Genomic DNA, 14,580 nt, shown 5'->3' with positions numbered 1-14,580 from the left:
CGCCATCGGGGTGCGAAACACAACCTGACTGTTCAGACCAGTAAGACCGTCCGACACCAGCAAAACCGCGCTCTGGCACCCCCAAAACCCCATGTTGGCATGGCCCATGCTCTGTCGATCGGCAGAAATCACTTCTTGCCGATTTGGAGATTTGCCATGACCCAGCGTTTCAGCGCCCTCCTCGCCGCCCTGTTTGCCAGCCTGATGCTGACCCAGGCACCCGCCCACGCCGACGGTCTGGAGGATGTGGTCAAGCGCGGCGTCCTCAAGGTGGCCGTGCCCCAGGACTTCCCGCCCTTCGGCTCGGTCGGGCCGGATATGAAGCCCCGCGGCCTCGATATCGACACCGCGAAACTGCTGGCCGACCAGCTCAAGGTCAAACTCGAACTGACCCCGGTCAACAGCACCAACCGCATCCCGTTTCTCACCACCGGCAAGGTCGACCTGGTGATTTCCAGCCTCGGCAAGAACCCGGAGCGTGAGAAGGTCATCGACTTCTCCCGCGCCTACGCGCCGTTCTACCTCGCCGTGTTCGGTCCGCCAGACGCCGACATCAAGACCCTGGACGATCTCAAGGGCAAGACCATCAGCGTCACCCGCGGCGCCATCGAAGACATCGAGCTGACCAAGGTCGCCCCCGAAGGCGTGACCATCAAGCGCTTCGAAGACAACAACTCGACCATCGCCGCTTACCTGGCGGGACAGGTCGACCTGATCGCCAGCGGCAACGTGGTAATGGTGGCGATCAGCGAGAAAAGCCCGAAACGCGTGCCGGCGCTGAAAGTGAAGCTCAAGGATTCGCCAGTCTACGTCGGCGTGAACAAGAACGAGCCGGCGCTGCTGGACAAGGTCAACCAGATCCTCGTCACCGCCAAAAGCGACGGCGCACTGGAGAAAAACGCCCTGACCTGGCTGAAAGAACCACTGCCGGCCGACCTCTGATCTCGCGCGCAGGAGAGACGTTATGGCTTATCAGTTCGACTTCTTGCCGGTGGTGAACAACACCGATCTATTGCTGCGCGGTGCGTTGTTCACCCTTGAACTGACCGCCATCGGCGCTGTGCTCGGCGTGGGGCTGGGCATCGTCGGGGCGCTGGTGCGGGCGTGGAACATCCGGCCTTTCGCGGGGATTTTCGCGGTCTACGTCGAGTTGATCCGTAACACGCCCTTCCTGGTGCAACTGTTTTTCATCTTCTTCGGCTTGCCGTCCCTGGGCGTGCAGATTTCCGAATGGCAGGCGGCGGTGCTAGCGATGGTGATCAACCTTGGCGCCTATTCGACCGAGATCATCCGCGCCGGCATTCAGGCGATCCCCCGGGGTCAGCTGGAAGCCGCGGCGGCGTTGGCGATGACGCGCTTCGAAGCGTTCCGCCATGTGGCGCTGCTGCCGGCACTGGGCAAAGTCTGGCCGGCCCTGAGCAGCCAGATCATCATCGTCATGCTCGGCTCGGCGGTGTGTTCGCAGATCGCCACTGAAGAACTGAGCTTCGCTGCCAACTTCATTCAGTCGCGCAACTTCCGCGCCTTTGAAACCTACGCCCTGACTACCTTGCTGTACCTGTGCATGGCGCTGCTGATCCGCCAGTTGCTGAACTGGATAGGCCACCGCTTCATCGCTAGGAGCAGCCGATGAGTGATTTCACCTTCTGGGACATCGTGCGCAACCTGCTCACCGGCCTGCAATGGACGCTGGCGCTGTCGCTGGTAGCGTTCATTGGCGGCGGGCTGATCGGCTTGCTGATCATGGTCATGCGCATCTCGAGTAAGTCCCTGCCGCGCAGCTTTGCCCGCACCTACATCGAACTGTTCCAGGGTACGCCGCTGCTGATGCAACTGTTCCTGGTGTTTTTCGGCGTGGCCCTGGCCGGGGTGGAGATTTCGCCGTGGATGGCGGCGGCGATCGCCCTGACGCTGTTCACCAGCGCCTACCTGGCGGAGATCTGGCGCGGCTGCGTCGAATCGATCCCCAATGGCCAGTGGGAAGCCTCGGCGAGCCTGGCGCTGAACCCGCTGGAACAATTGCGCCATGTGATCCTGCCCCAGGCGCTGCGCATCGCCGTGGCGCCGACCGTGGGCTTCTCGGTGCAAGTGGTCAAAGGCACCGCCGTCACCTCGATCATCGGTTTCACCGAACTGACCAAGACCGGCGGCATGCTCGCCAACGCGACCTTCGAACCCTTCATGGTCTATGGCCTCGTCGCCCTCGGCTATTTCCTGCTCTGCTACCCCCTGTCGCTCAGTGCGCGCTACCTGGAAAGGAGACTGCATGCCTCTGCTTAGAATTTCCGCCCTGCATAAATACTACGGCGACCATCATGTACTCAAAGGCATCGACCTGAGCATCGAGGAAGGCCAGGTGGTGGCGATCATCGGCCGCAGTGGCTCGGGCAAATCCACCTTGCTGCGCACCCTCAACGGCCTGGAGTCGATCAACGATGGTGTGATCGAAGTCGACGGCGAATACCTCGACGCCGCCCGCGCCGACCTGCGCAGCCTGCGACAGAAAGTCGGCATGGTGTTCCAGCAGTTCAACCTGTTCCCGCACCTGACCGTGGGTGAGAACGTCATGCTGGCACCGCAAGTGGTACAGAAGGTGCCAAAGGCCAAGGCCGCCGAACTAGCGCGACAGATGCTGGAGCGGGTCGGCCTGGGGGAAAAGTTCGATGCTTTTCCGGATCGGCTGTCCGGTGGCCAGCAACAACGGGTGGCGATTGCCCGTGCCCTGGCGATGTCGCCGAAAGTGTTGCTGTGCGATGAAATCACCTCGGCCCTGGACCCGGAGCTGGTCAACGAAGTGCTGAGCGTGGTCCGGCAACTGGCCAGGGAAGGCATGACACTGATCATGGTCACTCACGAAATGCGCTTCGCCCGGGAGGTTGGGGACAAGTTGGTGTTCATGCACCAGGGCAAGGTGCATGAGGTGGGGGATCCGAAAGTAGTGTTCGCCAATCCACAGACGGCGGAGCTGGCGAATTTCATCGGGACAGTTGAGGCGGCGGGCTGAAAATCATCGGTGCCAATGACGCCGCCTTCGCGGGCAAGCCCGCTCCCACAGGGTCTTCTGTTGAAATACGATTGCGTATTCGCTGCAAAAACCTGTGGGAGCGGGCTTGCCCGCGAAGAGGCCAGTGGCTGCACCACTAGAGCCCCGTGGTAAAAGATCGCAGCCTTCGGCAGCTCCTACGCGTTGGCGGCAGCCTTTGATCGTGGCACGATGTCGAGGTTATCGACCGAGACCCCCGACCATGCCGCAATCCCAAGCCAAGAATCTGTCCCTGATCGCCGCAATCGACCTGGGCTCCAACAGCTTTCACATGGTCGTGGCCAAGGCCCAGAACGGCGAAATCCGTATTCTCGAGCGTCTCGGGGAGAAGGTTCAGCTGGCCGCCGGCATCGACGAAGAGCGCCATCTCAACGAAGAATCCATGCAGCGCGGGCTCGATTGCCTCAAGCGCTTTGCCCAACTGATCAACGGTATGCCTACAGGTGCCGTGCGCATCGTTGGCACCAACGCCTTGCGTGAAGCCCGCAACCGCGCCGAATTCATCCGTCGCGCCGAAGAAATTCTCGGCCACCCGGTGGAAGTCATTTCCGGTCGAGAAGAGGCGCGCCTGATCTACCTCGGCGTGTCCCACACCCTCGCCGACACCCCGGGCAAGCGCCTGGTGGCCGACATCGGCGGCGGCAGCACCGAATTCATCATTGGCCAGCGCTTCGAACCTCTGCTGCGCGAAAGCCTGCAGATGGGTTGCGTCAGCTACACCCAGCGCTATTTCAAGGACGGCAAGATCACTCCGGCCCGTTACGCCCAAGCGTACACGGCGGCGCGGCTGGAGATCATGAGCATCGAGCACGCCCTGCACCGCCTGACCTGGGATGAAGCCATCGGCTCCTCGGGTACCATCCGCGCCATCGGTCTGGCGCTGAAGGCTGGCGGTCACGGCACCGGCGAGGTCAACGCCGAAGGCCTGGCCTGGCTCAAGCGCAAACTGATGAAGCTGGGCGACGTCGAGAAAATCGATTTCGAAGGTATCAAACCTGATCGCCGGGCGATCTTCCCGGCGGGCCTGGCGATCCTCGAAGCGATCTTCGACTCCCTCGAACTGCAACGCATGGATCACTGCGAAGGCGCCCTGCGCGAAGGCGTGCTCTATGACTTGCTCGGCCGCCATCACCATGAGGACGTGCGTGAACGCACCCTCACCTCGCTGATGGAGCGCTACCACGTCGATCAGGAACAGGCGGCACGGGTCGAGCGCAAGGCGCTGCATGCGTTTGACCAGGTGGCCGAAGACTGGGACCTGGAAGACGGTGTCTGGCGCGAACTGCTCGGCTGGGCGGCCAAGGTCCATGAAGTGGGCCTGGACATCGCTCACTACCAGTACCACAAGCACGGCGCCTACCTGATCGAGCACTCGGACCTCGCCGGATTCTCCCGCGAAGACCAGTTAATGCTCGCGCTGCTGGTACGTGGCCACCGACGCAACATTCCCAAGGACAAGTTCGCCGATTTCGGTGACGACGGCGTCAAGCTGATTCGCCTGTGCGTGCTACTGCGCTTTGCGATCCTGTTCCACCACATCCGTGGCACCCAGCAAATGCCCCAGGTGGAACTGAACGCCCATGGCAACCACCTGGAAGTGGTGTTCCCGGAGAACTGGCTGGACGAAAACCAGCTGACCCAGGCCGACTTTGAAATTGAAGCGCAATGGCTGACCCGGGTCGACATCGTGTTGACCGCTCGCTGAAATTGAAAAAGGCCTTCTTCGGAAGGCCTTTTTTTATCCACGATACAGCAGTCGATGTTCACCCCTGTGGGAGCGAGCTTGCTCGCGATGACGGCATGTCAGGCAACGAAGTGTCGATTGACGGTCCGCTATCGCGAGCAAGCTCGCTCCCACAGGTTGCTGGCGTTACCGAACCGCCAGAATCGGACTGCCCAAACGCTCCAGCAATGTCGCCTGGGCGCTGCGCGGGTTCTGATTGCCGGTCGGTGTGTTGCGAATGTAACGACCGTCCGGCTGCAGGCTCCAGCTGTGGGTGTTATCGGTCAGATACAGCTCCAGCTCTTTCTTGACCCGCATGATCAGCTTCTTGCCTTCCACCGGGAAGCAAGTCTCGACGCGCTTGTCGAGGTTGCGTTCCATCCAGTCGGCACTGGACAGGAACATCTGCTCGTCGCCGCCGTTGAGGAAGTAGAAGACCCGGGTGTGCTCCAGGAAACGACCGATGATCGAACGCACATGGATGTTGTGGGAAACCCCGGCGATGCCCGGCCGCAGGCAGCACATGCCACGCACCACCAGATCGATGCGCACGCCTGACTGGCTGGCCTTGTACAGCGCGCGGATGATCTTCGGATCGGTCAGCGAGTTGAACTTGGCGATGATGTGCGCCGGTTTGCCGTCGAGGGCGAACTGGGTTTCCCGGGCAATCATGTCGAGCATGCCCTTTTTCAGGGTGAACGGCGCGTGCAACAACTTCTTCATGCGCAGCGTCTTACCCATGCCGATCAACTGGCTGAACAGTTTGCCGACGTCTTCGCACAAGGCGTCGTCGGAGGTCAGCAGGCTGTAGTCGGTGTACAGGCGGGCGTTGCCGGCGTGGTAGTTGCCCGTGCCGAGGTGCGCGTAACGCACGATCTCGCCCGCTTCGCGACGCAGGATCAGCATCATCTTGGCGTGGGTCTTGAAGCCGACCACGCCGTAGATCACCACCGCACCGGCCGCTTGCAGTCGGCTGGCCAGTTGCAGGTTGGATTCTTCGTCGAACCGCGCACGCAATTCGATCACCGCCGTGACTTCCTTGCCGTTACGCGCCGCATCCACCAGCGCATCGACGATTTCCGAGTTGGCGCCGGAGCGGTACAGGGTCTGGCGCACCGCCAACACGTGTGGGTCCTTGGCCGCCTGGCGCAGCAGGTCGACCACCGGTGTGAACGACTCGAACGGGTGCAGCAACAGGATGTCCTGCTTGCTGATCACACTGAAAATGTTCTCGCTGTTCTGCAGCAGTTTCGGGATCTGCGGGGTGAACGGCAGGTATTGCAGCTCACGCTGGCTGTCCAGGCCGGTGATGCTGAACAGCCGCGTCAAGTTCACCGGACCGTTGACCTGGTACAACTCGGTCTCGCTCAGGTTGAACTGCTTGAGCAGGTAGTCGGACAGGTGTTTCGGGCAAGTGTCGGCCACTTCCAGGCGTACCGCGTCACCGTAGCGACGGGAGAACAGTTCGCCGCGCAAGGCGCGGGCCAGGTCTTCGACGTCTTCGGAGTCCAGCGCGAGGTCGGCGTTGCGGGTCAGGCGGAACTGGTAGCAACCCTTGACCTTCATGCCCTGGAACAGGTCATCGGCGTGAGCATGGATCATCGACGACAGGAATACATAGTTGTCGCCGGCGCCGCCGACTTCTTCCGGCACCTTGATGATGCGCGGCAGCAGGCGTGGCGCCGGGATGATCGCCAAACCGGAGTCGCGACCGAAGGCGTCGATACCTTCGAGCTCGACGATGAAGTTCAGGCTCTTGTTCACCAGCAAGGGGAACGGGTGCGTGGGGTCGAGGCCGATGGGGGTGATGATCGGTGCGATCTCGTCGCGGAAATAGCGGCGCACCCAGGTCTTGAGCTTGGTCGTCCAATTGCGGCGACGGATGAAGCGGACCTGATGTTTCTCCAGCTCCGGCAACAGTATGTCGTTGAGGATCGCGTACTGACGATCGACGTGACCGTGTACCAGCTCGCTGATGCGTGCCAGCGCCTGATGCGGTTGCAGGCCATCGGCGCCCGCCTGTTCACGGGCGAAGGTGATCTGCTTCTTCAGGCCGGCGACGCGAATTTCGAAGAACTCGTCCAGGTTGCTGGAGAAGATCAGCAGAAACTTCAGCCGCTCCAGCAATGGGTAGGACTCGTCCAGCGCCTGCTCCAGCACGCGGATGTTGAACTGCAGTTGCGACAGTTCGCGGTGGATGTACAGGCTGCTGTCATCCAGACCGGGAATGGCCACCGCCGGTGCTGCCGCAGCGGGTTCGACGACCGCCGCGGGCGGAGCTGGTTCCAGCTCCGGCGGGGTCTCGTCGACTTGCTCCACCACCGGCTGAGCGTCTTTTACGGCAACTTCAGTGAGTACTTCGGTATTCATCGAATGTTCCTGGGAGGGCTATTTTTGCTCTCGTAACAATTGAGCGGCACGAACGGCAAAGTACGTCAGGATGCCATCGGCGCCTGCACGTTTGAAAGCGGTCAGCGACTCGAGGATAACCCCTTCGCTCAACCAGCCATTCTGGATCGCCGCCATGTGCATGGCGTATTCGCCGCTGACTTGATAGACAAACGTCGGCACTTTGAATTCTTCTTTGACCCGGCACAGAATGTCGAGGTACGGCATGCCTGGCTTGACCATGACCATGTCCGCGCCTTCTGACAAGTCCGCCGCGACTTCGTGCAGGGCTTCGTTGCTGTTGGCCGGGTCCATCTGATAGGAGGCCTTGTTGGCCTTGCCCAGGTTCAGCGCCGAACCGACCGCATCGCGGAAAGGGCCGTAATAGGCGCTCGCGTACTTGGCCGAGTAGGCCATGATCCGCACATTGACGTGACCGGCCACTTCAAGGGCTTCGCGAATCGCCTGGATGCGACCGTCCATCATGTCCGATGGGGCCACGACCTGAGCGCCGGCTTCGGCGTGGGACAGGGCTTGCCTGACCAGTGCGTCGACGGTGATGTCGTTCTGCACGTAGCCTTCTTCATCAAGAATGCCGTCCTGACCGTGGGTGGTGAACGGATCCAGGGCCACGTCGGTGATCACGCCCAGCTCAGGGAATTGCGCACGCAGGGCGCGGGTGGCGCGCTGGGCGATGCCCTCCGGGTTCCAGGCCTCTTCAGCATCCAGAGACTTGAGTTCCGAAGGTGTCACCGGGAACAGCGCCAGCGCCGGAATCCCCAGTTCGACCCACTTGGCCGCCTCTTCCAGCAACAGGTCGATGGTCAGGCGTTCGACACCCGGCATCGAAGCCACCGCTTCGCGACGGTTTTCACCGTCCAGAACGAACACCGGCAGGATCAGGTCATCGACGGTCAGGATGTTTTCACGGACCAGTCGGCGCGAGAAATCGTCACGACGGTTGCGGCGCAGGCGGGTTGCGGGGAACAGACGGTTGGCGGGGGTAAAGCTCACGGCAGACTCCTGAGCCCGCGCAGACGGGCGAGCGTGACAGTTATAAGTGCCCATTATGACGAACGTATGACAGTTATGTGCACCCTGCGACGTGTAGCCGCATTCCATTGTCGTTGTAGGAAATGTTCACGTCGAGACACATTTGGACACTTTCCTGAATGTGTCCGAAGGGTTAGGCTGCGCGTTCATTTCGCCAGCACCCAGACAATGCTCCAACAATTTCTGCATGACTTCGGCTACTTTGCCCTTTTTCTAGGCACGTTCTTCGAAGGCGAAACCATCCTGGTACTCGCGGGCTTCCTCGCGTTCCGTGGATACATGGACATCAACCTGGTGGTGGTCGTGGCCTTCTTCGGCAGCTATGCCGGCGACCAACTGTGGTATTTCCTGGGACGCAAGCACGGTCGAAAACTGCTGGCGCGCAAGCCGCGCTGGCAAATGATGGGTGACCGGGCGCTGGAGCACATTCGCAAGCATCCGGACATCTGGGTACTGAGCTTCCGCTTCGTTTACGGTTTACGTACGGTCATGCCGGTGGCCATCGGGCTGTCGGGCTATCCGCCGGGGCGCTACCTGCTGCTCAACGGCATTGGCGCGGCGATCTGGGCCGCAGCCCTGGCGGCGGCCGCTTACCATTTCGGCGCAGTGCTCGAAGGCATGCTCGGCAGTGTGAAGAAGTACGAACTTTGGGTCCTCGGCGCCCTGCTGGTCCTGGGCCTCGTGCTGTGGCTGCGCCGGCGCTTCAAGAATGCCCGCCTGGCCAAGCAGGTCTATGCCGACGAGCAGGCCCTGAAAGCTGCTCGGACCAATACCGAAGACCCTACGACGCCAACCGAGTGATGCGGTTTCTGCAACAGTAGAGACCGATGCCGCTCAACAGGCTGTAACTGAGCAGGCCGACCCAGCCCACGGCGCTGGCCGACCACAGCCCCACCATCGGGGCCAGCCATGCCAAGGGCAGATTCGACGCCAGCCGCACCAGCTCCAGCTTCAACGCCCACGGGCGATTCTCCAGGGCCACGCCCAGCACAAACAGACCGAATACCACCGCCCCCCAGCCCAGCACCAGGGCGGCGACTGACAGCTTCGGTTCGAGATTCATCAAGTAGCTGCCCAGTGCGATATAGACGCAGAATTGCAACAGGACGTAGCGCTGCTGACGCCCGTCCAGCGGTACCTCGAATTTGCGGAACTGGCTCAGGTCCGGCTTGCTCATCGGGTATCTGGCCGCCACGTCCGCCGGGCGCCAGCCCGTGCGCATGAACCAGATCCGCAGCTTGTCCCAGGTGCTTTCGGCCCGCCGCGCATCGGCCCACAACTGCGCGTAGAACTGCACGTTCGCCCACACGGGATTCCAGCTCGCCAGCGGCGTGGTCACGCCGAAGATCACCGGCTCGTTGTCGTCTTCTTCCTGGAACGAGCCGAACAGACGGTCCCAAATAATGAACACGCCGCCGTAGTTGCGATCCATGTAGAGAGCGTTCTGTGCATGGTGAGCCCGATGATTGGATGGCGTGACAAAAAACCATTCGAACCAGCCAAGCTTGGGGATGTGCCGCGTATGCACCCAGAACTGATACAGCAGGTTCAGCGCCGCAACACTGACGAACACCAGCAGCGGCACGCCAAACACCGCCATTGGCAGATAGAAGATCCAGCCCAGGAGGAATCCGGTACTGGTCTGGCGCAACGCTGTGGACAGGTTGTAGTCCTCGCTCTGGTGATGCACCGAATGCGCGGCCCAGAGAATGTTGCGCTCGTGGCCCAGGCGATGCAGCCAGTAGTAGCAGAAATCATAGAGGACGAAGGCAAACACCCAGGTCCAGACGCTGTCGGCCGATAATTCGAACAGCGCCAGATGCTTGAAGGCGAACGCGTAGGTCACCAGTCCAATGCCTTTGGTCAGCAGTCCCGTGGTGGTCGACAGCACGCCGGTGCTGATGCTGTTGATCGCGTCAGCCACCCGATAGTTGCTCACCCCGCGCCTACGGTCGGCCAGCAGCTCGAGGGCGATCAGCACAAAGAAGAACGGCACCGCGTACAGAATGAAGTCCATGACGCGCCCTGATCGGAATCCTGAGGACAAATGCTATGTGTAACCGCGAATTAACCCTATGGCAACGTGTGACAAATTAGTGGACATTTAACGCCATGAATCTGGAGAAAAGCCCATGAGCAAAAAAGTTGCAGTGATCCTTTCCGGTTGTGGCGTGTACGACGGCGCCGAGCTCCACGAGAGCGTCATCACCCTGTTGCGCCTTGATCAACGCGGGGCGCAGGTGCAGTGCTTCGCACCGAACATCGCGCAGTTACATGTAATCAATCACCTGACCGGCGAAGAAATGCCCGAATCGCGCAACGTGCTGGTCGAGTCGGCGCGGATTGCCCGGGGCAACATCCAGGACATCCGTGACGCGAACGTCGATGACTTCGACGCATTGATCGTGCCCGGCGGCTTCGGCTCAGCCAAGAACCTGTCCAACTTCGCCATTGAAGGCGCCGGCTGCACCGTTCAACCGGATGTCCTGGCCCTGACCGAAGCCTTTGCCGAGGCCGGCAAGCCGGTGGGGTTGATGTGCATTTCCCCTGCCCTGGCGGCCAAGATCTACGGTCCCGGCGTCACCTGCACCATTGGCAATGACACCGACACCGCTGCCGCGATGAACAAGATGGGCGCGACCCATACCGATTGCGCGGTCAGTGACATCGTCGAAGACAAGGCACGCAAACTGGTGAGCACCCCGGCTTACATGCTGGCGCAATCGATCAGTGAAGTGGCGTCGGGGATCAACAAGCTGGTAGACCGCGTACTGGAACTGACCCACGAAAACGACGCCTGACACCCTTCAAAAATGTGGGAGCGAGCTTGCTCGCGATGGGGCCAACACATTCAACTTTGATGTTGTCTGTAAGTCTGCTATCGCGAGCAAGCTCGCTCCCACAAGGTTCGCCGCAGGTCTCAAGAATTGCGGGCCAGCCGTGTGAGGATCCGGTCCAGCGCATTGGCAAACGCCTGCTTCTCACGCTCGCCAAACGGCGCTGGCCCACCCCCCATCTGCCCCTGTTCGCGCAAATCGGTGAACAGGTTGCGCACCGCCAGCCGCTCCCCCATGTTCTGCGCGTCAAATTCCTTGCCCCGTGGGTCGAGCGCTGCCACTCCTTTCTTTACCAGGCGGTCGGCCAGCGGCACATCGCTACAGATCACCAATTCACCAGGCACCGCGTGTTCCACCAGATAGTCATCCGCCGCATCCGGTCCGCTCGGCACCACGATCAGCTTGACCAGCGCCAGCCCTGGCTTGGTCTGCGGCTGCCCGGCCACCAGCACCACTTCGAACTGGCGCTTGAGGGCGAACTTCACCACCAGATCCTTGGCCGCCCGCGGACAGGCATCGGCATCGATCCATACACGCATTGGTTTTTCCTCTGTTGAAAAGCATCACGGGCAGGCCAAGCGCCACTAAACCTGTGGGAGCGTGGCTTGCCCGCGAAAGTGAGCGAAGCGAATGCCGTTTAAGAAACCTGCACCCGCTGCCTCTCAACCACCCGGCTACGCCCATACAACACGACTATCGCAATGATTGCCACGGCCTGAGCACTCAACGAGTAGGCATCGGCGTGGATCCCCAGCCAGTCAAAGTCAAAGAACGGCACCGGCCGCGTGCCGAAAATCCCGGCTTCCTGCAGCGCTTTCACGCCATGCCCGGCAAACACCACCGACAAGGCGCACAGCAGACCCGCGTTGATGCTGAAGAACAGCGCCAGCGGCAACTTCGCCGAACCGCGCAAAATCACCCAGGCCAGGCCGACCAGCAGCACCACCGCCGTGGCCCCACCGGCCAACACGGCGTTGTGCCCTGCGGGACCTGCCTGCAGCCACAGGGTTTCATAGAACAGAATCACTTCGAACAGTTCGCGATACACCGAGAAAAACGCCAGGGTCGCGAAGCCGAAACGCCCACCGCCCCCCACCAGGCTGGTCTTGATGTAATCCTGCCAGGCCGCCGCGTGACGACGGTCATGCATCCACACGCCCAGCCACAGCACCATGACACTGGCAAACAACGCCGTCGCACCCTCCAGCAGCTCGCGCTGCGAACCGCTGACATCAATCACATAGGCTGCCAGCGCCCAGGTGCCCAACCCGGCCAGAAATGCCAGCCCCCAACCGACGTTGACGCTGCGCACCGCCGCCTGTTGGCCAGTGTTACGCAGGAAGGCCAGGATCGCCGCCAGCACCAGGATCGCTTCCAGACCTTCGCGCAGCAGAATCAGCAAGCCGGAAATGTAACTCAGCGACCAGCTCAAACCGTCGCTGCCCAGCAAGCCGGCCGAGGCCTTCAACTTGTCCTTGGCCACGTCCAGGCGTTGCTCGACCTCGCTCACCGACAAGCCGTCCTGCAACGACTGACGGTAGGCCATCAGGGATCTTTCCGTGTCTTTACGCACGTTGGCGTCAATGTTATCCAGCGAGCTCTCGACCAGCTCGAAGCCTTCCAGATACGCCGCTACCGATAAGTCATAAGCCTGATCATGCTCACCGGCACGATACGCCGCGATGCTTTTGTCCAGGGTGGCCGCCGTGTAGTCAAGCAGTTGCGCCGGGCCTCGCTTGACCTGGGGCGGTTGCGCCCGCTGGGCACGGAAGGTCGCGGCGGCTTGCGGGCCTTCGACGGCCTGTACTTCGGCCGGGGTCTGACGAGCGAGGTCGGCGATGTTGTAGGTCTTTTCAGCCTTGGCCGTCGCCGGGTCAACACTGAAGCTGGCGATATAGGTGGCCAGGTCCCAACGCTGACGATCATCCAGCTGGTCCGCGAAGGCCGGCATGTCGGTGCCTTCAATGCCTTGACCAAGGGTACTGTAGATCGCGTAGAGGCTCAGGCGGTCCAGCCGTGAGGCATCACGCAGATCGGTGGGCGCTGGGGTCATGCCGACGCCCGCCGGGCCGTCGCCGGCCCCTGTATCGCCATGGCAGACCGAGCAATGCTGAGCGTACAGCGGCGCGCCCCGCGCCGGGTCCGGCGTAATGACCGGGGCCTGGCTGACTTCATAGGCCACGGCCAGCTTCGCACCCAGTTGCCGGGCCTGGCGTGCAACTTCGGCACCGTCCTGATGGGCACCAATGGAATTTCCCAGCGCGGCCAGGCTTTGCTCCAGCGCGGCTTTTTCCGGCTTGGCCGGCATGGCTGCAATCAGACTTCCCAGCGTCCTGACCGACTCTTGTTGCGCGCGAAATCCGGACGGGTCCGTGATGCTGCCCCCCTGTACCGTGCCTGGGTAATCCGCGCCGATGTAGTCGAGCAAGTGCAGCGCCTGCGGCGTACCTTCGGCGGAGGCGGCCAGCAGTTGAAAGCTGCACGCAGCCAACAGCGGCAGCAACAGCCAGGCCAGGAAACGGGAGGGGGCAATCATGAATGAATCTCAATTTGAAAAACGAAGTTACATATTGTTATCGCCCAACGGGTTTCGCTCAAGCTTTGTTGATACTTCTTCGTAATTGCATCGGTTTCGGGAACGGCTCCCCAAACGAAAAAGGCGACCAAGGTCGCCTTTTTTTGTCAGTCGCCGTTTTACACGGCGGCTCTGCGCAACGTCGCCATAAACGCCGCCGCCCCGATGAACAGCCCGGCAAATGTCCGGTTCATGCGTTTTTGCTGTTTTGGTGTGCGCAGCAGACGCAGCACTTTGGACGCCAGACCGGTGTAGCCGGCCATGACGATCAGGTCGACGCAGACCATGGTCACGCCGATCACCAGGTACTGGATCAGCAGCGGAGCATGGGGGTCGATGAACTGCGGCAGCACCGCCAGCATGAACACCAGCGCCTTGGGGTTGCTGATGTTCACCAGAAAACCACGGAACACCAGGGCCATCGGCTTGCCGATCTGGCGCACCGCCGCGTCATCGCTCATGTCGCTGGGCAGCGCACGCCATTGCTTGATCGCGAGGTAGACCAGGTACGCCACGCCAAACCATTTGATGGCGTAGAAAGCCGTGGCCGACGCGGTGAGAATGGCGCCGACACCGGCACCGACGATGGCGATCTGCAAAGCCAGGCCCAGTTGCAGGCCCAAGGCGTTCCAGTAGCCGCGCCAGAAACCGTATTGCAGGCCGCTGGACATCGACGCAATGGCGCCGGCACCGGGGGACAGGCTGATCACCCAGCAGGCGGCAAAAAACGCCAGCCATGTTTGAAGCTCCATTGCACACCTCGACTCGGACTCGTGACAGATGTCTAAGCTAATGCGGCTTTGATTGGATGACTACCGATTTTTTGTAGGACATGGCGACGGCCGACCAGCGTTCAGTGCTTGAGGGCCCTTTCGCGAGCAAGCCCGCTCCCACAATGGCTCTCAGGTGCCCACAAGATTTGTGTTCGCTGAAGATCGACTGTGGGAGCGAGCCTGCTCGC

General features: G+C 61.3%; 13 protein-coding genes. 7 read left to right on the top strand and 6 right to left on the bottom strand.

All coding sequences use genetic code 11. The features are described 5' to 3' along the window. Positions 1–156: 156 nt before the first annotated feature. From KW841_RS01615 to ppx, 5 genes are all read left to right on the top strand, one after another. The gene (locus tag KW841_RS01615; RefSeq protein WP_095964292.1) at positions 157–942 is read left to right on the top strand and encodes a transporter substrate-binding domain-containing protein; all 786 of its coding nucleotides are present in this window, start codon (positions 157–159) and stop codon (positions 940–942) included. 22 nt (positions 943–964) lie between these two features. After that, a complete protein-coding gene (locus KW841_RS01610) occupies positions 965–1,633 on the top strand; it encodes an amino acid ABC transporter permease (RefSeq protein WP_218473175.1) in 669 nt (222 codons plus the stop codon). Then, positions 1,630–2,280 carry an amino acid ABC transporter permease gene (locus tag KW841_RS01605; protein ID WP_218473173.1) on the top strand — a complete coding sequence of 217 codons (651 nt, stop codon included), beginning with the start codon at positions 1,630–1,632 and terminating at the stop codon, positions 2,278–2,280. Before KW841_RS01610 ends, KW841_RS01605 begins: the two co-directional genes overlap by 4 nt. Further along, the gene (locus KW841_RS01600; RefSeq protein ID WP_218473171.1) at positions 2,267–3,004 is read left to right on the top strand and encodes an amino acid ABC transporter ATP-binding protein; all 738 of its coding nucleotides are present in this window, start codon (positions 2,267–2,269) and stop codon (positions 3,002–3,004) included. The genes KW841_RS01605 and KW841_RS01600 overlap by 14 nt, the downstream gene beginning before the upstream one ends. Before the next feature lie 241 nt (positions 3,005–3,245). Then, the gene (ppx, locus tag KW841_RS01595) at positions 3,246–4,748 is read left to right on the top strand and encodes an exopolyphosphatase (protein WP_218473170.1); all 1,503 of its coding nucleotides are present in this window, start codon (positions 3,246–3,248) and stop codon (positions 4,746–4,748) included. A 165-nt stretch (positions 4,749–4,913) separates the two neighbouring features. Here the strand turns inward: ppx and ppk1 are convergent, their stop codons facing one another. After that, positions 4,914–7,136, bottom strand: a complete 2,223-nt coding sequence (gene ppk1 / locus KW841_RS01590) for a polyphosphate kinase 1 (protein ID WP_007978866.1) — start codon at positions 7,134–7,136, stop codon at positions 4,914–4,916. 18 nt (positions 7,137–7,154) lie between these two features. Next, complete coding sequence (gene hemB, locus KW841_RS01585; RefSeq protein ID WP_218473169.1) at positions 7,155–8,168, bottom strand: porphobilinogen synthase; 1,014 nt, start codon at positions 8,166–8,168, stop codon at positions 7,155–7,157. Between the two features lie 207 nt (positions 8,169–8,375). On the opposite strand from hemB, the gene KW841_RS01580 reads away from it, so the two are divergent. Next, positions 8,376–9,008 carry a DedA family protein gene (locus KW841_RS01580; RefSeq protein WP_104450239.1) on the top strand — a complete coding sequence of 211 codons (633 nt, stop codon included), beginning with the start codon at positions 8,376–8,378 and terminating at the stop codon, positions 9,006–9,008. Here KW841_RS01580 and KW841_RS01575 read toward each other — a convergent pair. Beyond that, positions 8,989–10,224: a sterol desaturase family protein gene (locus KW841_RS01575; protein ID WP_218473168.1), complete on the bottom strand. Its 1,236-nt coding sequence runs from the start codon at positions 10,222–10,224 to the stop codon at positions 8,989–8,991. The genes KW841_RS01580 and KW841_RS01575 overlap by 20 nt on opposite strands. Positions 10,225–10,339: 115 nt before the next feature. On the opposite strand from KW841_RS01575, the gene elbB reads away from it, so the two are divergent. After that, entirely contained in the window at positions 10,340–11,008 is a 669-nt protein-coding gene (gene elbB / locus KW841_RS01570; protein ID WP_007978857.1) for an isoprenoid biosynthesis glyoxalase ElbB, read from the top strand. A gap of 119 nt (positions 11,009–11,127) precedes the next feature. On the opposite strand, the gene KW841_RS01565 is transcribed toward elbB, so the two are convergent. The 3 genes from KW841_RS01565 to rhtB form a co-directional block, all read right to left on the bottom strand. Beyond that, positions 11,128–11,583 carry a YaiI/YqxD family protein gene (locus KW841_RS01565; protein ID WP_007978855.1) on the bottom strand — a complete coding sequence of 152 codons (456 nt, stop codon included), beginning with the start codon at positions 11,581–11,583 and terminating at the stop codon, positions 11,128–11,130. Between the two features lie 98 nt (positions 11,584–11,681). Then, on the bottom strand, positions 11,682–13,580 hold the full coding sequence (locus KW841_RS01560; RefSeq protein ID WP_218473167.1) for an FTR1 family protein: 1,899 nt from the start codon (positions 13,578–13,580) through the stop codon (positions 11,682–11,684). Between the two features lie 158 nt (positions 13,581–13,738). After that, complete coding sequence (gene rhtB / locus KW841_RS01555) at positions 13,739–14,371, bottom strand: homoserine/homoserine lactone efflux protein (protein WP_007998964.1); 633 nt, start codon at positions 14,369–14,371, stop codon at positions 13,739–13,741. Positions 14,372–14,580 lie beyond the last annotated feature (209 nt).

Origin of the sequence: Pseudomonas sp. PDM28 (assembly GCF_019219115.1) — a bacterium.
Lineage (GTDB): Bacteria > Pseudomonadota > Gammaproteobacteria > Pseudomonadales > Pseudomonadaceae > Aquipseudomonas > Aquipseudomonas laurylsulfatiphila.
Note: the sequence above shows the minus strand (reverse complement) of the source record. Positions and strands in the feature narration are given on the sequence as shown.

What these genes read in the sequence shown, in the direction of transcription:
- KW841_RS01605 (WP_218473173.1), top strand. Translation starts at nt 1,630, where the DNA reads ATGAGTGATTTCACCTTCTGGGACATCGTGCGCAACCTGCTCACCGGC.
- KW841_RS01575 (WP_218473168.1), bottom strand. Translation starts at nt 10,224, where the DNA reads ATGGACTTCATTCTGTACGCGGTGCCGTTCTTCTTTGTGCTGATCGCC.
- KW841_RS01580 (WP_104450239.1), top strand. Translation starts at nt 8,376, where the DNA reads ATGCTCCAACAATTTCTGCATGACTTCGGCTACTTTGCCCTTTTTCTA.
- ppk1 (WP_007978866.1), bottom strand. Translation starts at nt 7,136, where the DNA reads ATGAATACCGAAGTACTCACTGAAGTTGCCGTAAAAGACGCTCAGCCG.
- ppx (WP_218473170.1), top strand. Translation starts at nt 3,246, where the DNA reads ATGCCGCAATCCCAAGCCAAGAATCTGTCCCTGATCGCCGCAATCGAC.
- KW841_RS01560 (WP_218473167.1), bottom strand. Translation starts at nt 13,580, where the DNA reads ATGATTGCCCCCTCCCGTTTCCTGGCCTGGCTGTTGCTGCCGCTGTTG.
- KW841_RS01565 (WP_007978855.1), bottom strand. Translation starts at nt 11,583, where the DNA reads ATGCGTGTATGGATCGATGCCGATGCCTGTCCGCGGGCGGCCAAGGAT.
- KW841_RS01600 (WP_218473171.1), top strand. Translation starts at nt 2,267, where the DNA reads ATGCCTCTGCTTAGAATTTCCGCCCTGCATAAATACTACGGCGACCAT.
- KW841_RS01610 (WP_218473175.1), top strand. Translation starts at nt 965, where the DNA reads ATGGCTTATCAGTTCGACTTCTTGCCGGTGGTGAACAACACCGATCTA.
- KW841_RS01615 (WP_095964292.1), top strand. Translation starts at nt 157, where the DNA reads ATGACCCAGCGTTTCAGCGCCCTCCTCGCCGCCCTGTTTGCCAGCCTG.
- rhtB (WP_007998964.1), bottom strand. Translation starts at nt 14,371, where the DNA reads ATGGAGCTTCAAACATGGCTGGCGTTTTTTGCCGCCTGCTGGGTGATC.
- elbB (WP_007978857.1), top strand. Translation starts at nt 10,340, where the DNA reads ATGAGCAAAAAAGTTGCAGTGATCCTTTCCGGTTGTGGCGTGTACGAC.